At 72.6% G+C, this 18,716-nt stretch carries 17 protein-coding genes and 1 tRNA gene; 14 read left to right on the forward strand and 4 right to left on the reverse strand.

Annotated features, from left to right (window positions below; genetic code table 11):
* Positions 1 to 2 precede the first annotated feature (2 nt).
* The 5 genes from QOL16_RS06050 (at position 3) to QOL16_RS06070 (ending at position 5,347) form a co-directional block, all read left to right on the forward strand.
* Positions 3 to 1,121, forward strand: a complete 1,119-nt coding sequence (locus QOL16_RS06050; RefSeq protein ID WP_254780341.1) for a prephenate dehydrogenase — start codon at positions 3 to 5, stop codon at positions 1,119 to 1,121.
* Between the two features lie 182 nt (positions 1,122 to 1,303).
* Positions 1,304 to 1,987 carry a (d)CMP kinase gene (gene cmk, locus QOL16_RS06055; protein WP_254780343.1) on the forward strand — a complete coding sequence of 228 codons (684 nt, stop codon included), beginning with the start codon at positions 1,304 to 1,306 and terminating at the stop codon, positions 1,985 to 1,987.
* Between the two features lie 182 nt (positions 1,988 to 2,169).
* A complete protein-coding gene (gene der / locus QOL16_RS06060) occupies positions 2,170 to 3,693 on the forward strand; it encodes a ribosome biogenesis GTPase Der (RefSeq protein ID WP_071249400.1) in 1,524 nt (507 codons plus the stop codon).
* A 180-nt stretch (positions 3,694 to 3,873) separates the two neighbouring features.
* Positions 3,874 to 4,398: a hypothetical protein gene (locus tag QOL16_RS06065; protein ID WP_254780342.1), complete on the forward strand. Its 525-nt coding sequence runs from the start codon at positions 3,874 to 3,876 to the stop codon at positions 4,396 to 4,398.
* A 79-nt stretch (positions 4,399 to 4,477) separates the two neighbouring features.
* Positions 4,478 to 5,347, forward strand: a complete 870-nt coding sequence (locus QOL16_RS06070) for an oxidoreductase (protein WP_071285910.1) — start codon at positions 4,478 to 4,480, stop codon at positions 5,345 to 5,347.
* A gap of 546 nt (positions 5,348 to 5,893) precedes the next feature.
* Here QOL16_RS06070 and QOL16_RS06075 read toward each other — a convergent pair.
* Both QOL16_RS06075 and QOL16_RS06080 read right to left on the reverse strand, forming a co-directional pair.
* Complete coding sequence (locus QOL16_RS06075) at positions 5,894 to 8,023, reverse strand: ATP-dependent DNA helicase RecQ (RefSeq protein ID WP_071285912.1); 2,130 nt, start codon at positions 8,021 to 8,023, stop codon at positions 5,894 to 5,896.
* Between the two features lie 129 nt (positions 8,024 to 8,152).
* Entirely contained in the window at positions 8,153 to 8,887 is a 735-nt protein-coding gene (locus QOL16_RS06080; RefSeq protein WP_065959867.1) for an SGNH/GDSL hydrolase family protein, read from the reverse strand.
* Positions 8,888 to 9,027: 140 nt separating this feature from the next.
* On the opposite strand from QOL16_RS06080, the gene QOL16_RS06085 reads away from it, so the two are divergent.
* The 3 genes from QOL16_RS06085 to QOL16_RS06095 all read left to right on the forward strand — a co-directional run bounded on the left by QOL16_RS06085 (position 9,028) and on the right by QOL16_RS06095 (position 10,762).
* Positions 9,028 to 9,876: an endonuclease/exonuclease/phosphatase family protein gene (locus QOL16_RS06085; RefSeq protein WP_071285914.1), complete on the forward strand. Its 849-nt coding sequence runs from the start codon at positions 9,028 to 9,030 to the stop codon at positions 9,874 to 9,876.
* Positions 9,864 to 10,556: a hypothetical protein gene (locus QOL16_RS06090; protein WP_071285916.1), complete on the forward strand. Its 693-nt coding sequence runs from the start codon at positions 9,864 to 9,866 to the stop codon at positions 10,554 to 10,556. Before QOL16_RS06085 ends, QOL16_RS06090 begins: the two co-directional genes overlap by 13 nt.
* Before the next feature lie 132 nt (positions 10,557 to 10,688).
* Positions 10,689 to 10,762, forward strand: a tRNA-Pro gene (locus QOL16_RS06095).
* 148 nt (positions 10,763 to 10,910) lie between these two features.
* On the opposite strand, the gene QOL16_RS06100 is transcribed toward QOL16_RS06095, so the two are convergent.
* Together QOL16_RS06100 and QOL16_RS06105 are read right to left on the reverse strand one after the other, a co-directional pair.
* Positions 10,911 to 11,060 (reverse strand): hypothetical protein, encoded by a 150-nt coding sequence (locus QOL16_RS06100; protein WP_175473128.1) that lies wholly within the window; start codon positions 11,058 to 11,060, stop codon positions 10,911 to 10,913.
* Positions 11,061 to 11,208: 148 nt separating this feature from the next.
* Positions 11,209 to 12,261 (reverse strand): LacI family DNA-binding transcriptional regulator, encoded by a 1,053-nt coding sequence (locus tag QOL16_RS06105; protein ID WP_065959870.1) that lies wholly within the window; start codon positions 12,259 to 12,261, stop codon positions 11,209 to 11,211.
* Positions 12,262 to 12,449: 188 nt separating this feature from the next.
* Here QOL16_RS06105 and QOL16_RS06110 point away from each other — a divergent pair, with 188 nt between their 5' ends.
* The 6 genes from QOL16_RS06110 to QOL16_RS06135 all read left to right on the forward strand — a co-directional run bounded on the left by QOL16_RS06110 (position 12,450) and on the right by QOL16_RS06135 (position 18,591).
* Positions 12,450 to 13,445, forward strand: a complete 996-nt coding sequence (locus tag QOL16_RS06110) for a family 43 glycosylhydrolase (protein WP_071285173.1) — start codon at positions 12,450 to 12,452, stop codon at positions 13,443 to 13,445.
* Between the two features lie 49 nt (positions 13,446 to 13,494).
* Entirely contained in the window at positions 13,495 to 14,820 is a 1,326-nt protein-coding gene (locus QOL16_RS06115; protein ID WP_065959874.1) for an extracellular solute-binding protein, read from the forward strand.
* 74 nt (positions 14,821 to 14,894) lie between these two features.
* A complete protein-coding gene (locus QOL16_RS06120; RefSeq protein WP_071285167.1) occupies positions 14,895 to 15,878 on the forward strand; it encodes a carbohydrate ABC transporter permease in 984 nt (327 codons plus the stop codon).
* The gene (locus tag QOL16_RS06125) at positions 15,875 to 16,723 is read left to right on the forward strand and encodes a carbohydrate ABC transporter permease (protein WP_065959875.1); all 849 of its coding nucleotides are present in this window, start codon (positions 15,875 to 15,877) and stop codon (positions 16,721 to 16,723) included. The genes QOL16_RS06120 and QOL16_RS06125 overlap by 4 nt, the downstream gene beginning before the upstream one ends.
* Positions 16,720 to 17,694 (forward strand): alpha/beta hydrolase, encoded by a 975-nt coding sequence (locus QOL16_RS06130; RefSeq protein ID WP_071285168.1) that lies wholly within the window; start codon positions 16,720 to 16,722, stop codon positions 17,692 to 17,694. Before QOL16_RS06125 ends, QOL16_RS06130 begins: the two co-directional genes overlap by 4 nt.
* Before the next feature lie 156 nt (positions 17,695 to 17,850).
* A complete protein-coding gene (locus QOL16_RS06135; RefSeq protein ID WP_071285169.1) occupies positions 17,851 to 18,591 on the forward strand; it encodes a hypothetical protein in 741 nt (246 codons plus the stop codon).
* The last annotated feature ends 125 nt before the right edge of the window (positions 18,592 to 18,716 follow it).

The following is an 18,716-nucleotide window of genomic DNA, read 5'->3' on the forward strand; positions in this document are numbered from 1 at the left end:
GGGTGACCGAGACCCCCGCCGTGCCCGCCGACGTCGACCGACGCCTCCGCGGACCGGTCCGGATCGTCGGCGCCGGCCTGCTCGGGGCGTCGATCGGCCTGGCGCTCCGCGAGAAGGGCGTGGACGTCGTCCTCGACGACGTCTCGCCCGCAGCCCTCGCGCTCGCCGTCGACTACGGCGCCGGCCGACGCCCCGCCGACGGCGACGACCCCGAACTCGTGGTCGTCGCCGTGCCCCCGGACGTCGTGGCGACGGTCGTCGAACGGGAACTCGCGGCCTTGCCCCGCGCGATCGTCACCGACGTCGCCAGCGTCAAGACGGGACCGCTCGAGCGGCTGCTCGCCGCCGGAGCCGACGTCGGCCGGTACATCGGCTCGCACCCGATGGCCGGACGCGAGCGGAGCGGTCCGACCGCGGCCCGCGCCGACTTGTTCGTCGGACGCCCCTGGGTGATCGCCGGGCACGACGCGATCTCCTACCAGCGCGCGGCGGTCGTCGAGGACCTCGCGCTCGACGTCGGTGCGACGGTCGTGCCGATGGACCCCGAGGCGCACGACCTCGCGGTGGCGTACGTGTCCCACGCCCCGCAGCTCGTCTCGACGCTCATGGCGGCGCGGCTGCAGGCGGCACCGGACGGGTCGCTCGACCTGGCCGGCGGCGGGGTCCGCGACGTCACCCGGATCGCCGCGAGCGACCCCGGCCTGTGGGTGCAGATCATCGGCGCGAACGCGGGGCACATCCGCCCCGTGCTCACCGACCTGCGCGACGACCTCGACCGGGTGATCGCGGCGCTCGGCGACCCGGACGCCGCGGGCGCGCCCCGAGCGATCGCCGAGACGATCGCCGCCGGCAACCGCGGGGTCGAGCGGCTGCCCGGCAAGCACGGCACCACGAAGCGCTTCGCCCGGGTGGTCGTCCTCGTCGACGACACCCCGGGCCAGATCGCCGCGCTCCTCGCGTTCATCGGGGAGATCGGCATCAACCTCGAGGACATGCGCCTCGAGCACTCACCGGGCGCACCGATCGGCATCGTCGAGGTGTCGGTCGTGCCCGAGCAGGAACAGCGACTCGTCGAGGAACTCGAGGGTCGCGGATGGAGGATCGCAGCAGCATGGGCCTGAACAACGAGACGACCCCGACCGCGCACGACTCCGGCGTCACCGGCGGTCCGGACGGGCCCGACACCGGGCTGCCGACGCCGGGGAACCCCACCGGGCCGCTCGGCGGCGGCGACGTCGCCGGTGGGCTGGACGGGCAGGGCGGCGGCGAGCCCGGCTCGACGAGCGCCCCGGTCCCGTCCGGGTTGCCCGCGGGTGCCTTCGTCGCGAAGACCGTCATCGCCGTCGACGGCCCGGCCGGCAGCGGCAAGTCGAGCGTCTCCCGTGCGGCCGCACGCGTGCTCGGCTTCGGCTACCAGGACACCGGGGCCGCGTACCGCGCCCTCGCCTGGCACGCGCTGCAGCAGCGCGTCGACCTGGACGACCCGGCGGCCGTCCTCGCGAGCTGGGACACCTTCGACTACGCGATCGGCACCGACCCCGACGACTACTTCGTCCGCGTGGGCGACGCCGACGTGACCGACGCGATCCGCACGCCCGAGGTCACCGCAGCCGTCGCCCACATCGCGAAGCTCCCGGAGGTCCGCGAGCGGCTCGTCCAGCTCTTCCGCCAGGTCATGCGGAAGGCCGACGCGCAGGGCATCATCACCGAGGGACGCGACATCACGACCGTCGTCGCACCCGACGCCGAGGTCCGGATCCTGCTGACCGCCGACGAGTCGGTTAGGATGGCCCGACGCTCGGCTGAGGTCACGACCCAGTCGGCCGCCGAGACCTCCGCCGCACTCGCCCGACGCGACGCGGCGGACGCGAAGGTCGTCGACTTCATGAACGCCGCGGACGGTGTCACGACGCTCGACTCCACCGACCTCGACTTCGACCAGACCGTCCAGGCGGTCGTCGACCTGGCCCGAGCGGCCACGCACTGACGCGAGACCGGGCGCCGTCCGGTCACCACGACCGGGCAGCCGGTCACCAGGACCGGGCAGTCCGGTCACCAGGACCGGGCAGCCGGTCACCAGGACCGGTTCCCCGGCCACCACGGCCGGGGGACCGGCCCGGCCGGGAACGGCCACCGACACCGCGGCCCGACCGCACACGAGGAAACGACATGGCCCAACAGGACAGCCCCGACAACGACGACTTCCCGGAGTACGACGACGCCCTGGGTGAGCGGCTCGCCGGTCTCGACGAGGCCGAGGCCGACCAGCGGGCGAACGCGCTCCGCGCCGGCCTGGACGAGTACGAGCTCGACGACGAGGACGTCGCGCTCCTCGACGCCGGCACCATCGGCGAGGACGGCCTGCACTACCTGCCGGCCTACCCGGTGCTCGCGATCGTCGGACGGCCGAACGTCGGCAAGTCCGCGCTCGTCAACCGCATCATCGGTCGCCGCGAGGCCGTCGTCCAGGACGTCCCCGGCGTCACCCGCGACCGCGTCTCGTACAAGGCCGAGTGGAACGACAAGCGATTCACCCTCGTCGACACCGGCGGGTGGGAGCCCGACGCCCGCGGCATCAACGCCTCGGTCGCCGCCCAGGCCGAGGTCGCGGTCGACCTCGCCGACGCCGTCCTGTTCGTCGTCGACGTCACGGTCGGCATCACCGCGACCGACGAGCACGTCGTGAAGATGCTGCGCGGCACCGACCGCCCGGTCATCGTCGCCGCCAACAAGGCCGACGACGACCGTCGCGACCTCGACGCGTTCGAGCTCTGGAACCTGGGTCTCGGCGAGCCGCACCCGGTCTCGGCGCTGCACGGCCGCGGCGTCGCGGACCTGATGGACCTCATCATCAAGACGCTCCCCGACACGTCGGCCGTCGCCAAGCAGGAGGTCGGCGGGCCCCGACGCGTCGCCATCCTGGGCCGCCCGAACGTCGGCAAGAGCTCGCTGCTCAACAAGGCGGCGGGCGAGGAGCGCGTGGTCGTCAACGACCTCGCCGGCACCACCCGCGACCCGGTCGACGAGCAGATCGAGCTCGGCGGCAAGATCTGGCGCTTCGTCGACACCGCGGGCATCCGCAAGCGCGTGCACCTGCAGCAGGGCGCCGACTTCTACGCGTCGCTCCGCACCACCGCGGCGCTCGAGAAGGCCGAGGTCGCGGTCGTCGTGCTCGACGTCACCGAACCCGTGTCGACGCAGGACCTCCGCATCATCGACCTGGTGCTCGAATCCGGCCGGGCACTCGTCCTGGCCTACAACAAGTGGGACCTGCTCGACGACGACCGCCGCCGCTACCTGGAGCGCGAGATCGAGCAGGACCTGGCGCACGTCGCCTGGGCCCCGCGCGTGAACATCTCGGCACGCACCGGACGCCACCTCGAGAAGCTCGTCCCGGCCCTCGAGACCGCGCTCGAGTCGTGGGACACGCGCATCCCGACCGGCAAGGTCAACGCCTTCATCGCCGAGCTCGTGCAGGAGCACCCGCACCCGGTCCGCGGCGGCAAGCAGCCCCGCATCCTGTTCGGGACCCAGGCGTCGAGCCAGCCGCCGACGTTCGTCCTGTTCACGTCGGCGTTCCTCGACCCGCAGTACCGCCGCTTCATCACGCGCCGTCTGCGCGAGGTGTGGGGCTTCTCGGGTACCCCGATCAACGTGAACATGCGGGTGCGCGAGCGCCGGAAGCGCACCTGATCCGAGCGGATCCGGACGAGACACGGCGAGTGGCGGTCATCCCGTCACTCGCCGTCGTCGTCCGGGCGGCGGGCGGCGGGCGGTGGACCGCGGTCGTCTGCGTGGTCTGCGAACGTCGGGTGCGCGGCGGACGGGAGGCGCGGTGTCGGACCGCCCCGTCGGATGCGGCACCATGGACTCGTGCGTCTCCCCGTCCTCGCCGACCGTCTGTGGTGTCGGCTGCACCTCGACCGCCTGGCCGGCGGTCGCCAGGCCGAGTACGTCATCCGCGAGGACATGCTCGCCCACCCCGACACCGTGCGGTCGTTCCGGTGGATCCGCTGGCTGCTCGTCGGTGAGACCGTCGTCGGGCTCGCCGCCATCGTGATCGCCGTGCTGCTCACCCGTGCGGGTGAGACCGTCGCGTGGGCGGTGTGGTTCCGCGCGACCGTGGTGCTGCTCATCACCCTGACGCTCTACGTGTTCGCGTGGCGCGCGCAGTTGGGCTACTACTGGGCGTACCAGCGACTGCGGCTCTTCAGCCGGATCTTCCCGATCGTGACCCTCGTCGTCGCAGCGATCCCCGGGCTCTACCCGTTCTGGATGGTCATCGAGCAGATCGTCTTCTCGCTGCTCATGATCGGGATCGGCGACGTCCTGACGAGCGACCACATGCGATCGACGTTCCCGAAGCCGGACCGCGCGCGGGTGACGGGTCGGCACTAGTCGTCCCGGAGCACGCCCGCGACGACCAGGGGACAACGGGAGCCAGGTGGGTCCGAGGCGCGCGGAGCAGGGTCGACGCATGACGAACGACACGCTCCCCGGGGGCACGTACGACCTCGGCGAGCTCGAGGTCACCCGCTTCGGCTACGGCGCCATGCAGCTCGCGGGCCCGCAGGTCTTCGGACCGCCCGAGGACCGCGACGAAGCCGTCCGGGTCCTCCGCACCGCCGTCGAGCTCGGCATCACGCACATCGACACCGCGGACTTCTACGGCCCGCACGTCACGAACGAGATCATCCGCGAGGCCCTGCACCCGTACCCGGACGACCTGCACATCGTCACGAAGGTCGGCAGTCGGCGGAACGCGAAGGGACAGTGGCCGCCCGCGCGGAAGCCCGAGCAGCTGGTCGAGGACGTGCACGCCAACCTCGAACGTCTCGGCGTCGAGCAGCTCGACGTCGTCAACCTCCGCGTCGGCGGCTTCGACGCGCCCGAGCCCGGCAGCATCGCGCCGCAGTTCGAGGCGCTGGCCGAGCTCCGGCAGCAGGGGCTCATCCGGCACCTCGGCCTGTCGACCGTCACCGGTGCGCAGCTCGTCGAGGCGCTCGCCATCGCCCCGGTCGTGTGCGTGCAGAACATGTACAACGTCGCGCAGCGAGCCGACGACGACCTGGTGAACCTGACCGCGGCCGAGGGGATCGCCTTCGTGCCCTACTTCCCGCTCGGCGGGTTCTCGCCCATCCAGTCGAGCGCGCTCGACGCCGTCGCGGAGCGCCTGGGGGAGTCGCGGCTGTCGGTCGCGCTCGCCTGGCTGCTGCAGCGGTCGCCGAACATCCTGCTCATCCCGGGCACGTCGTCGGTCGAGCACCTGCGCGCGAACGTCGCCGGCGCGGGCATCACCCTGCCGGCGGACGCGCTCGCCGAGCTGGACGCCATCGGCGCCGCCTGACGCGTCGGGGGCGCGGGTGCCGGTCGCCTGCGCCGGTGCGGAACGGCCTGGTGCCGACGTCCGCACAACCAGAAGCACGTCGCACCACGCGATTCCGTGGTGCGACGTGCTCCCGGTTGTGCGGGAGCACTCCGCGCCGCGGGACGGTCATGACGGTGCGCGGGGGCGGTACGGGCGGCCGTGCGGACGTCTGCACAAGCGAAAGCACGTCGCGCCACGCGATTCCGTGGTGCGACGTGCTCCCGGTTGTTCGGAAGTATTCCGCGCCGCTGAAGAGCGGGACGGCCGCCGGGCCGACGTGGGATCGAAGGACGGCGGGACGGCGGGAGCGGTCCGGCGGTCACGGGGCGGCGGTCGCCGGGCGGCGCATGCGGCCGTGCGGACGTCCGCACAAGCGAAAGCACGTCGCGCCACGCGATTCCGTGGTGCGACGTGCTCTTCGTTGTTCGGGAGCATCTCGCGCCGCGGGACGGCGGGAGCCGCGCGACCGACGAGGACCGCGGGTGGCGCGCTGCCACGGGTGGGGTGCCGCAGGGGCGGCCGGGGTCAGGCCACCGTCGCGAGGGCGAACGGCAGCACGGCGTCCGCTCCCGCCCGCCGGAGCTCGCGGCCCGCGACGGTCACGGTCCAGCGGCTGTCGACCAGGTCGTCGACCAGGAGCACCGGGCCCTCGTGCGCCTGCAACGCCGATGTCAGTGCGGGGTCGACCACGAACGTGTCCCAGACGCCGGACAACCGGTAGGCGCTGTTCGTCGCACCGTCCCCGCGCGGCTCACCGCCGTTGCGCCCGAGCGTCCCGAGGAACTGCAACCGCCCGATCGAGGACAGTGCCTGCGCCAGGGACCCGACGAGCTCCGGCCGGGACCGCGAGCTCATCGCGACGACGCCGGTCGGGCGCACGGCCCACGGCCAGTCCTTGAGCGCCCGGATGCAGCCGTCGACGAGTTCGCGCGACACCGGGTCGTCGGGCGTCGACGGCGAGAACAGCGCACGCAGCGGGCCGCCCCAGCCGAGGTCGGTGAGCCTGGCGACGGCACGCCCGGGTTCGACGAGTTCACCGGCCGGGATGCGGCCCTTCACCGGGACGCCGAGGGACGCCATGCCCGACGGCCACTGCGCCCGCGGTGCGATCTCCACGCCCACGGTGTCGAGCGCCGCGGCCGCTCCCGAGGCGTCGGAGTCGGACACCGCCGTCGGGAACCAGACCCCGGCGCAGTTGTCGCACCGCCCGCACGGTTCCGCCGACGGGTCGTCGAGGTCCTGCTGCAGGAGCTGCATGCGGCACGCCGAAGTCGACTCGTAGTCGAGCATCGAGGCTGCCTCGGCCTCGCGCGCCGCGGCGACCCGCTGGTACCGGGCGGCGTCGTACTCCCACGGTTGCCCGGTCGCGACCCAGCCGCCGGCGACCCGTCGCACCGCGCCGTCGACGTCGAGCACCTTGAGCAGGAGTTCGAGCGTGGACCGCTTGATGTCGACGAGCCCTTCGAGCGCGACGGTCGACATCGCCGAGTCGGTCGACAGTGCGCCGAGGACGGCGGCAGCGCGGGACTCGGTCGGCATCGACGCGCTCGCGAAGTACTGCCAGATCTCACGGTCCTCGCGCCCGGGCAGCAGCAGGACGTCGGCGTTGTCGGTGGCGCGGCCGGCGCGACCGATCTGCTGGTAGTAGGCGACCGGCGACGACGGCGCCCCGACGTGCACCACGAAGCCGAGGTCGGGCTTGTCGAAGCCCATGCCGAGCGCGCTCGTGGCGACGAGGGCCTTCAGCTCGTTGCCCTTGAGCTGCTGTTCGAGCTGCTCGCGTTCCTCGGTGTCGGTGCGGCCCGTGTACGCCCGCACCGCGTACCCGTTGTCGCGCAGGAGGCGGGCGATGTCCTCGGCCGCCGAGACGGTGAGCGTGTAGATGATGCCGCTGCCCGGCAGGTCGCCGAGGTGCGCGAGCAGCCACCCGAGCCGCTGGCGGGCATCGGGCAGGGTCAGCACGCCCAGCCGCAGCGACGACCGCGCCAGGGACCCGCGGATCGTGAACACCGGGTCGTCGGGGCCGGCGGTGAGCTGCTCGGCGACGTCCTCGACCACGCGCTCGTTCGCGGTCGCGGTCGTCGCGAGGACGGGCACCCCGTGCGGCAGCGACCGGATGAGCTCGGCGAGCCGGCGGTAGTCGGGTCGGAAGTCGTGCCCCCAGTCGGAGATGCAGTGCGCCTCGTCGACCACGAGCATGCCCATCCGCGCGATCAGCGTCGGGAGTTGTTCGTCGCGGAACCGCGGGTTGTTGAGGCGTTCCGGGGAGACGAGCAGCACGTCGACCTCGTCACGGGCGAGCGCCGCCTGCGTGTCGGACCACTCGTGCGCGTTCGCGGAGTTGATCGACACCGCACGGACGCCCGCGCGTGCTGCGGCGGCCACCTGGTCGCGCATGAGCGCCAGGAGCGGCGAGACGAGGACGGTCGGGCCACCCCCGCGGCGCCGCAGCAGCAGCGTGGCGAGGAAGTACACGGCGGACTTGCCCCACCCGGTGCGCTGCACGACGAGGGCCCGCTGCCGGTGCTCGACGAGGGCCGAGATCGCCTCGAGCTGTCCGGGGTGGAACACCGCGTCGGCGCGGCCGGTGAGCGCCGCGAGCGCCTGCTGGGCCTCGGCGGCGATGTCTGCGGAGGGCGGGGCGGTCGGTTCCATGCCCCCATGCTGTCAGGACCCGCCGACGCGACGCGTGTCGCGCCTCCCGGCTGTGGACGGAACCGACCACCCACCGAGCTGTGGAGGACGCCGCTGCCGAACCAACAGCCGAAGCCGCGGCTGCACCCCTCAGAGGTGGAAGCCCGCCCGCTCCAGGTCTGCCCGGAACGTCGCCGCGAGCACCTGCTGCCCGGCGACCGTCGGGTGCTCGCTGTCCGCCTGCAGCCAGTCGGCGTGCCCGGCGAGCGGCTGCCCGACGTCGATGTACGTGCCACCGACGCTCGTCACCGCCTGCTGCAGCGCCGAGCTCGTCTGGGCGACCTCGGCGGGCACGTCGCCGGGCTGGTCCCACAGGGTGCTGAGCCCGACGATCGTGGCGCCCGGCATCGCCTGGTGGATCTGCGCGACGGTCTGCTGCGTCGCCTGTGCGACGGTCGTCGGGTCGGAGTCGAAGTCGTTGTCGGAGGACTGCACGACGACGAGCTCGGGCTTCGCGGTGACGGCGCGCGGCACCAGTCCGGCGAAGTCGGTGCCGCAGTCGCCGACCGAGACGAAGCCAGCGCCGCTGCACGAGTCGTTCGCGACCTGCGCGCCGGTCTGCTGCCCGAGCACCGCCGGCCAGGCGTCCGCGGCGTCGTCGAGGCCGTACCCGGCCATGATCGAGTCGCCGATCACCACGACGTCGGAGTCGATCGTGAAGGGCGCGAGGGTCGGGGTCGGTGACGCCGTCGGGCTCGCCGAGGCGATGCGCTCCGCGGACGCGGCGGCGACGTGCCCCGAGGCGGCGTGCCAGCCGACCACGCCGAGCACGGACACCGCGACCGTGACGACCACGGCGGCGAGGAACGGACGGGTGAGGGGCACGTCATCGACTGTAGATGCGTGTGCGCGCCGGTGCCCGGCTCCTGTGGCGACTGCTGGGAGCCTCTGACCTGCGTCATGGGGAGCGGGGGACACGCGGCGGTCCTGGGAACGCGACGGTGGCCGTCTCGTAGACAGGGAGCATGCAGGACGCCCCCGTTGCCTCGGACGACCCGGTCGACCCTCCGGTCATCGGGCCGGTCGACGCGCCCGCCGTGCACTGCGTGACGCTCAACCTGCGCCGCCGCGTGCCGCGGCCGGCCGGGCACCCGGACGCATGGGAACGACGACGGGACGCGGTGGCCGCGCTCGTCACCTCCGAAGCGCCCACCGTCCTCGCCGTCCAGGAGGCGCTGCCCACCCAGGTCGCGGACCTCACGGCCCGCACGGGGTCGCGCTGGGAACCGGTCGTCGTCGGGCGCGGTGCCCGTGGTGGCGGCGAGGCGGTCGGGCTCCTGACCGACCGCGAGCGCGTCCGCGTCGTCGAACAGCGTACGTGGGCACTGTCCCGCACGCCCTCGCGGCCCGGGTCTCGTTCGTGGGCCACGGCCTTCCCACGGCACGCCGTCGGCGCCGTGCTCGACGACCTGGCGACCGGGACCCGGTTCCTCGCCGTCGCCACCCACCTCGACGTCGTGTCACCGTGGGCGCGGCTGCGCGGTGCGCAGCTGCTCGGGCGGATCGTGCGGGACGGCGGCCTGCCCGCCGTCGTGATGGCCGACTGGAACTGCCCGGCCGGTTCCGCGCCCTGGCGGGCACTGGCGGAGGCGGGCGTCACGGACACCTGGAGCCGCGCCTCCCGGGCGGTCACCGAGCCCTACGGGACGTACCCGCACTACGGGAGCCCCCGCGTCGGAGGGCCGCGCATCGACGGTGTGCTGGCGACCGGCGACGCCGTCGTCGAGCGCGCCGCGGTCTCGACGCGGCGACCCGGCGGCGCCTGGCCGTCCGACCACGCCGCCGTGCACGCCGTCCTGCGGTGGACACCGTGATCGCGACGCTCGGCACGACGTTCCTGCGCCCGAGGTTCCTGCCCGCCGACGTCGTGCGCGCGCTGACCCTGGTGAGCCTGCCGATCGCGACGATCGGGTGGGGGAGCACGTCGTTCGCGGTGATGTCGCTCGCGCTGTTCGGGGTCGTGCTGCCGCGGATGCTCGGCCTGCGACAGGCGTTCGACGTCGCGGTGTGCCTGCTCGTGCTGCTCGCCGGGTGGTCGAGCGCGCTCGAGTGGTACACCTCGGTGTTCCTGTGGGACAAGTTCGTGCACGTCGTGCTGACCGGGCTGCTCGCGGCCCTGCTCGCGGTCATCGCGGCCGACCTGCGGCTCGTCCCGCACGCGCCCGACGCCGGCCGGGTGCCGGTGGCGCTCCTGGTGTTCTCGGCCGGGCTCGCGATCGGGGCGGTGTGGGAGATGGGGGAGTGGCTCGGGCACAACTACGTCGACTCGCGGATCTACGTCGGGTACGACGACACGATCGGTGACCTGGCGGCGGACGGGCTCGGTGGGTTGCTCGTCGGGTTCGCGCTGCCGTGGTTGGCGGACCGGCGGGAGGTCGTGCGGCCTGCCGCTGGGTCTGGCGCGGGGCCTGCCGGGCCTGCCGGGCCTGCCGGGCCTGCCGGACGGCCTGGTGCGCGGCCCGTCACGCGGTCGGAGGGCTCGCGGCGGGGGTGAGCGAGGTGCCCGCGACGCGCCGTGGCGCGGAGGGGCTCCGGGGTCCGCTATGCTTGACGGGCTGCTCACGCTCCGGTCGGACGTGGGTGGTGGAGTCCCACTCGTGGGGTTCCGGGTCCGCTCGCGGACCTACGGGCTGTGGCGCAGCTTGGTAGCGCACTTGACTGGGGGTCAAGGGGTCGCAGGTTCAAATCCTGTCAGCCCGACCGGAAGGTGTCGTGAGACACCGCGACGACGAGAGGCCCGCAGCCGGATGGCTGCGGGCCTCTCGTCGTCCACGGGACGTGCGGGCTGCAGTGTGGTCGAGCGGTGCATGCCGCCGACGGGCGTCCGCGCCGGTTCGTCCGAGCGCGGTCAGCGTCGCGAGAAGCGGTGGTCCGGTTCCGGCTTGTCCGTCGTGCCCGTGGAGAACCCGAGCGAGAAGGTCTTCGCGGTGAAGCCGTCGAAGTCCCGGTACGCGACGGCGAAGAGGTGCCCGTCGCTTCCCGGTGGGCGTGTCGGCACAGGCGATGAGGGTCACCGAGGACAGGAGGATCGTGAGGACTGCCAGCGTCGTCCTGCGGCTCAGCACGTGGCCGCCTCCGTCCTGGCGCACTCGCGGTCCGCTCTCGTCTCAGCACGATAGCCGCCGTCGCGGTCGGACCGTGCGGGGTCAGTGCGGCCGGTCGAACGACCGGATGCCCTGCGGCACCGCCGACACCGAACCGCGAACCCGGACGGGCATCGGCACGAGGTGCTCGTCCGGCGCCATGTCCGGCTGCAGCAGCAGGCGGACCGCCAGGGCGCCCATCTCTTCGTACGGCAGGGCCGCCGTCGTCAGGGTCGGTTCGAGGTAGAGCGCGATGTCGTCGTCGTCGAACGAGACGACCGAGACCTCGTCGGGGACCGAGATCCCGGCCTCGGCCAGGGCGCGGTACACCCCGAACGCCAGACGGTCGTTGAGCGCGATGACGGCCGCCGGGCGCCGACCGCCGGCGAGCAGGTCCCGCATCGCGACGTACCCGTGGTCGGGGTCCCACGGGTGGCAGTCGACCTCGGCGACGGGGACGACCCCGTAGGCGTCGAGCGCGGTCGTGATCCCGTCCAGACGTCGCTCGATCGCGGCGGTGCTCCACTCGACCGAGCTCGCACGGTCGCGACCGATCACGACGACGTCGTCGGTGTGGCCCGCCCCGAGGAGCAGGCGGACGATCTCCTCGCCACCGGCGCGCTCGTCGGCGAGCACGGTCGTGGTGGGGCGGGTGGCGACGGCGTTGAGCATCACGGTCGGGATGCCGCCGCCGACGTCGGGCAGGTCGACCGGGTGCGGGCGGATGGAGGCGTACACGAGGCCGTCGACCTGGTGGTCGATGAGCACGCCGAACGCCGCGGCCATCGCGTCCTGCTGGTCCTCGGTCTCGGTGATGAACAGCACGTGGCCCTGGCGCTTCGCCTCGGCCAGGGCGCCGCGGATCATGCCGCTGCCGAAGCGGTCGGTGGTGATCGCCTCGGACACGAGTCCGATGACGCCCGACCGCCGGGTCGTGAGCGAGCGGGCCGTGAGGTTCGGGCGGTACCCGAGTTCGCCGGCCGCAGCTCGGATGCGCGCTGCCGCGTCGGCGGAGACCCGTGACGCGGGGTGGTCGTTCAGGACCTGGGAGACCGCGGCCTTCGACAGGCCGACCTGCTGCGCCACGTCGGAGAGCGTGACGCGTCGCGCACTCACGGCACTTCCGCGGACTGTTTGCGCATTCGCTCATCATACGGGCTTGACAGCAGGTGGTGAACCGGTACACCATTCGTGATCAACCGGTTCACCAACGCGGGTGCAACCGATGACGACCTCGATGAAGAGTGGTGCCGAGCAGTGACTGACCTCCTCCTGACCGACAGCGTCCGTCCGTGTGGTGCGACGTGCTGAGGGTCCCCGAGCACTGGGTGTGGGACTTCTGGTTCGCCGACGACGGTGCGCAGCACCACGTGTTCTTCCTGCAGGCGCCGACCTCCCTCGGCGACGAGGGGCGCCGCCACCGCGCGGCCCGCATCGGCCACGCCACGAGCACCGACCTCGTGCACTGGGAGCCGGCCGAGCAGCCGTTCGGACCCGGGTCCGCCGACGACTTCGACGCGACGACCACCTGGACCGGCAGCGTCGTCCGTGGCGACGACGGCCTGTGGCGGATGTTCTACACGGGCACCCGGTTCCTGGCGGACGAGCCCGACCACACGAACGTCGAGACCGTCGGCGTCGCCGTGTCGGAGGACCTCCGCACCTGGCACAAGCGTCCCGGCCCGGTGACCCGTGCCGACGCGCGCTGGTACGAGACGCTGGGCACCGCGCCCGACGCCGACGGCGCGGTGTTCCGCGAGGAGGCCTGGCGCGACCCGTGGGTGTTTCGCGACCCGTCGGGCGACGGCTGGCACATGCTCGTCACCGCCCGGACGAACGACGGCACGCTCGACGAGCGCGGCGTCGTCGGTCACGCGGTGTCCCCGGACCTCGAGCACTGGGAGGTGCGGCCGCCGCTGAGCACGCCCGGCTCCGGCTTCGTGCACCTCGAGGTCCCGCAGGTCGTCGAGGTGCAGGGGCAGTGGTTCCTGCTGTTCTCATGCCCGCAGGAGGCCCTGAGCCCCGCGCACCCCGCCGTGCACTCGACCCCGGGCACCTGGTCGATGCCGATCGACGACCCCACCGGCCCCTTCGACGTCACCCGTGCGGTGCCGCTGACCGACGCGTCCCGGTACTCCGGGCGCCTGGTGCAGCACCGCGACGGGTCGTGGGCGCTCGTGACGTTCGAGAACGGCCCCGCCGGCGGCCCCCTGCCGGGTGTGCTGACCGACCCGGTCCCCGTGGACCTCGTCGACGGACGGCTCGCCCTGCGCGCTCCCGCCGTCGCCACCACCCCCTGATCCCGCGGCGAACCCGCGCCACCCCGAAGAACCCTTCCCGAGGAGAACCATGAACACCAAGCTCACCGCCCGCCGAGCGGGGGTGGCCGTCGCGATGCTCGCGGTCGCCGCTGCCGCCCTCACCGGTTGCTCCGCCGGTTCCGGATCCGGCAGTGCTGCCGGCGACGGCACCGGGGACATCGTCGTCTGGGGCCACCAGGGCCAGGACAGCGAGGTCAGCGCCATCCAGGACACCGTCAAGTCGTTCAACGCGTCGCAGAAGAAGGTGCACGTCACCCTCAAGCTGATCTCCGGTGACACCTACACGAGCACCGTCACGAACACGCCCACGAACAAGCTCCCCGACGTGCTCGAGATGGACGGGCCGACGCTCGCCAGCTACGCGTACAACGGCAAGCTCGCGCCGCTGACCGGCTCCGTGTCGAAGTCGACCGTGTCGAACGCGACCGACGGCTCGATCGCCGAGGGCACGTACGACGGCAAGCTCTACGGCCTGGCCCAGTACAGCTCCGCGATGGGCCTGTACGGCAACAAGAAGATGCTCGAGGCTGCCGGGGTGTCCATCCCCAGCTCGCCGTCCGAGGCGTGGACCCCGGACCAGTTCTCGGACGCGCTGAAGAAGCTCGCCGCCGCGAACGCGTCGGGCAAGTCGCTCGACCTGTCCGAGTCGGCCCTGAACGGCGAGTGGGGTACCTACGGCTTCTCGCCGATGCTGCAGTCCGCCGGGGGCAACCTCGTCAAGGGCGACAAGGCGTCGGGCGTGCTCGACTCGTCCGACTCGGTCAAGGCCCTCGAGGACATCGCGTCCTGGAAGCCCTACGTCGACTCGAACACCGACGGCAACGCCTTCCCGAACGGCCGTGTCGCGCTGAGCCTCAGCGGGCACTGGAACTACCCGACCTACTCGAAGGCGGTCGGCAGCGACCTCGTCGCCCTGCCGCTGCCGAACTTCGGTGACGGCGAGAAGGTCGGCGCCGGTTCCTGGACCTGGGGCATCGGTTCCGCGACGAAGCACGGCAAGGCCGCCGGTGCCTTCCTCGACTACCTGCTGAACGACGCGAACGTGAAGGCCATCACCGACGCCAACGGCGCACCCGCGGCGACCAAGTCGGCGTTCACCGCGCAGAGCGTCTACCAGTCGGGCGGCGCGCTCGCCCTCTGGGGCAAGCAGCTCGAGGCGTCCTGCCCGGCGACCGCGATCACGAAGGACTGCATCGCCGTCTACCGGCCGGTGACCCCGGGTTACCCGGTGATCACGTCGAAGTTCTCCAGCGCCCTGTCGGCGGTCTGGGGCGGCGCCGACGCGAAGGAGCAGCTGACCACCGCTGCGAAGTCGATCGACCAGGCCTACTCGGACAACAACGACTACAAGTGATCGGTCGTGGCGGCGTCGGACCCCGGCGCCGCCACCCCCGGTCCTCCCGCAGAACCAGGAGACCAGGAGTCCTCGTGACCACCACGACCACCCCGCAGCCGGCCGCGCCGGCAGCACCGTCCGAACGGCGCCGTCGGGCACCCCGGCAGCTCCGCCGGCAGCGCAGCGACCTCGTCGCCGGTCCGCTCATGGCCCTGCCCGCGATGGCCGGCATCGTCCTGTTCATCGCGGTGCCGTTCGCCGCGGCCATCGGGCTGTCATTCTTCAACGTGCAGCTCGGCTCCCCGCGGCCGCCGACGTTCGTGGGGATGAGCCAGTACGTCCGGCTGTTCACGGACCCGGTCGAGGCACCCCAGTTCCTCCGGGCCCTCGGGAACAACCTGTTCTTCGCGGCGGTCGTCATCCCGCTGCAGACCGGTCTCGCCCTGGTCTTCGCCGTGCTGCTCAACCAGCAGCTCAAGGGCATCCGGTTCTTCCGCACCTTCTTCTTCATGCCCGTCGTGTTCCCGATGGCGCTCGTCGCGGTCATCTGGCGCGTCATCCTCGACCGCAGCGGCAGCGGCCTGCTGAACAGCGCCGTCGACGCGGTGACCGGGGGAGCGGTCGGTCCGCACGACTGGCTCGGCTCCGGCGCGACCGCGATGCTGTCCGTCATCGCGCTGTCCGTCTGGCAGGGCGTCGGCTTCCAGATGGTGATCATCCTCGCCGCGCTGCAGGAGATCCCCGAGGAACGCTACGAGGCGGCCCGGCTGGACCGGGCGAACGGCTTCCAGCAGTTCGTGCACATCACCGTCCCTGGCGTGCGCAACACCCTGATCTTCGTGGTGTTGCTCACCACGATCTTCGCGTTCCGCGTCTACGACCAGGTGTACATCCTGATCACCACGGCCGGGGGCAACGAGAACGCCCTGCGCACCGTCCTGTACCAGGCCACGAACGCGATCATCACCGAGAACAGCGTCGGCCGTGCCACCGCGATCTCCGTGGTCCTGTTCGTGATCATCGTCGTCATCGCGCTGGTCCAGCGGGCCGTGCTCCGACAGAGGAGTGAGAGTTGACCACCATCCGCCCGCGCCGTCTGGCGTCCAAGACCGGCTCCTACGCGATCCTGATCGTCCTCTCGGCGCTCATGTTCGCCCCCGTCTACTACCTGCTCCTCGGCAGCTTCAAGCCGAGCGGCGAGGTCCTCGACGGGTTCACCGGCTTCCTGCCGACCCACCTGTCGCTCGACAACTACCGCGGCGTGTTCGCGGCGCTCGACTCCGACGCCACCGGGTACTTCTGGCAGTTCATGACGAACTCGGTGCTCATCTCGCTCGTGGTCGTCGTCGGCGGGCTCGTCGTGAACGCCATGGCCGGGTACTCGTTCGCGCGGCTGCAGTGGAAGGGCAAGAACGCCGTGTTCCTGCTCGTGGTGCTGCTCGTCATCGTGCCGTTCGAGTCGGTCGCGGTGCCCCTGCTGTACCTGCTCAACGGTCAGCGCGACACCCTGGCCGTGCAGATGATCCCGTTCATCGCGAACGCCTTCTCGATCTTCTTGTTCTACACGTTCTTCCTCAACCTGCCGAAGAGCGTCGAGGAGGCCGCACGGCTCGACGGACTCGGGGCCTTCGGCACGTTCGTCCGCGTGGTGGTGCCGAACGCCCGCCCGGTGTTCGCGACGGTCGCGATCCTGACGTTCCTCAGCTCGTGGGGTTCGTACCTGTGGCCCTCGATCGTCACCTCCGACCCGACCGCCCGCCCGCTGCCGCTCGAGATCAGCGTGTTCTCGGGCCAGGAGCCCGTCGACTGGGGCCAGACGTTCGCGTTCGGCACGCTGCTCGTGCTGCCCGTCTTGATCGTCTTCCTCGCCTTCCAGCGGTACTTCATCCAGAGCGTCGCCGGCTCGGCCGTCAAGGGATGACGCCGGACCCGGTGACGCCCGACCCGACGACGCTCGACCCCCAGGTCGTCGCCCTCCTCGCGCGGCTCGCCCGCGACCCGTCCGGAGGGGGAGCCGGCGGGCCCGCGACGGTGGCCGGCCAGCGCGCGCAGGCCGTCCGGTTCGCGGCGCTCGCCGGACCCGTGGTCGCGGTCGGGATGGTCGAGGACCGGACGCTCCCGACGGCGCACGGCGACGTCCCGGTCCGCCTGTACGTCCCGGACGCGGTGGAGGCCCGTGGCCCGCTGCCCGTCACCGTGTTCCTGCACGGTGGCGGGTGGGTGCTCGGCGACCTCGACAGTCAGGACCACATCGCCCGGGTCGTGTGCGCCCGGGCACGGTGCCTAGTCGTGTCCGTGGACTACCGGCTCGCGCCCGAGCACCCCTTCCCGGCGGCGGTGGACGACGCGGAGGGCGCCGTGGCTTGGATCCTCGACCACGCCGACCAGCTCGGCGGCGACCCGGAGCGGGTCGTCCTGTTCGGCGAGAGTGCCGGAGCGACCCTCGCGGCGGTCGCGGCCCGTCACGCTCGCGACCGCGGCGGCCGACAGCCGGTCCTGCAGGTCCTCGTCCACCCGGTGACCGACCACGCCGACGACTCCGGTTCGATGCGCACCTTCGCCGACGGCCCGGTCCTCACCGCGGCGCAGATGCGGTGGTTCTGGGACACGTACCTCGGCGACGCGGACGGGTCCGACCCGCGCGCGTCACCGATCCGCACCCCCGACCTGCACGGCGTCGCCCCGGCCATGGTCGTCTCGGCCGCGGTCGACCCGCTGCTCGACCAGGGTGTCCGGTACGTCGACGCCCTGCGCGCCGCCGGGGTGGCGGTCCGCCACGAGGTCGTGCCCGGCGTCCCGCACGCCTTCCTGTCGTTCACCGGGGAGGTCGAGCGGTCGGCCGCGACCCTCGACGCGATCGCCGACGCGATCCGGACGGCTGTCCGCCGCTGACGGAGGGTCGGGGTGCCACGGAGCGGACACCCGTTCCCCGTCCCACTGCCATCAGCCCGTACGGGGGTACCCACAGGTGGTGAACGCGCGCATCGTCGCCGCCGGGAACACGGGCGATCGGCCTGAGGACCTCCACGACGGGGAGGGCAGGTCGCAGTGACGCGGTACCGACGACCAGCACTCGGCGTCGCCACGGTGCTCACCGCGGCGCTCGTCGCGGGTCTGCTCGCGGGCTGCTCGGGTCCGCTCCCCGGTGGGGCCGGCGGCTCGACCGGCACCGGACACGGGAGCGAGTCCCGCGTGATCCACCACGGACCGACCCCGACCGCGATGCGCCACGAGGACGGCGTCGAGGTGTGGGACCTCACCGGACCGCCGACCGTCGAGGCCTTCGGCATCGACACCCGCGGGCGCGCGCCGCTTCGCGGCCCCACCGGGGCCTACAGCTCGACCCCGGAGCGGCAGGTCCGGCTGCTCCTGCCCGGCGGGCGGTCCGTCGACCTCGCGGCAGGGGAGGTCATCTTCGAGGCGTCGGACTCCGAGGAGGCGGTGACCGACCCGGACAGCGGCGAGGTGATCATCCCCCAGGGGCGCCGGTTCTTCCTGCGCGTCGACGGCGTCACCGAGGAGGGCGTCGACGCCGGGGTCGGTGCCTTCCGCGACGCGCTGCAGCGAGCTGACTTGCCGACGACGAAGGCGGACGAACTGCGGGACCGGGCGACCGAGCCCGCCGCGACGGCCGACACGATGAGCACGAAGCGCATCGGCGAGAGTGTCGAGGTCCCCGGCGTGCAGGGCGCGACGGCGCCCGTCAGCTCGTCGTTCGGGCCCCGGCCCGACGTGCTCGTCTTCCAGCTGCAGGTCTCCGTCGCGTGGGACCCGGTCCCGATCCCCTGAACGCCCGCGACCGCGACCACAGCCGCGACCGCGGCTGCGACAGCGACAGCGACCGCGACCACAGCCGCGACCGCGACAGCGACAGCGACAGCGACCGCGACAGCGACCGCGACCGCGACAGCAAC

The organism is Curtobacterium sp. MCBA15_004 (assembly GCF_001865055.2).
Lineage (GTDB): Bacteria > Actinomycetota > Actinomycetes > Actinomycetales > Microbacteriaceae > Curtobacterium.

Coding starts and splice junctions, on each gene's coding strand:
- QOL16_RS06070 (WP_071285910.1), top strand. CDS start 4,478: ATGACGAACGACACGCTCCCCGGGGGCACGTACGACCTCGGCGAGCTC.
- der (WP_071249400.1), top strand. CDS start 2,170: ATGGCCCAACAGGACAGCCCCGACAACGACGACTTCCCGGAGTACGAC.
- QOL16_RS06130 (WP_071285168.1), top strand. CDS start 16,720: ATGACGCCGGACCCGGTGACGCCCGACCCGACGACGCTCGACCCCCAG.
- QOL16_RS06085 (WP_071285914.1), top strand. CDS start 9,028: ATGCAGGACGCCCCCGTTGCCTCGGACGACCCGGTCGACCCTCCGGTC.
- QOL16_RS06115 (WP_065959874.1), top strand. CDS start 13,495: ATGAACACCAAGCTCACCGCCCGCCGAGCGGGGGTGGCCGTCGCGATG.
- QOL16_RS06075 (WP_071285912.1), bottom strand. CDS start 8,023: ATGGAACCGACCGCCCCGCCCTCCGCAGACATCGCCGCCGAGGCCCAG.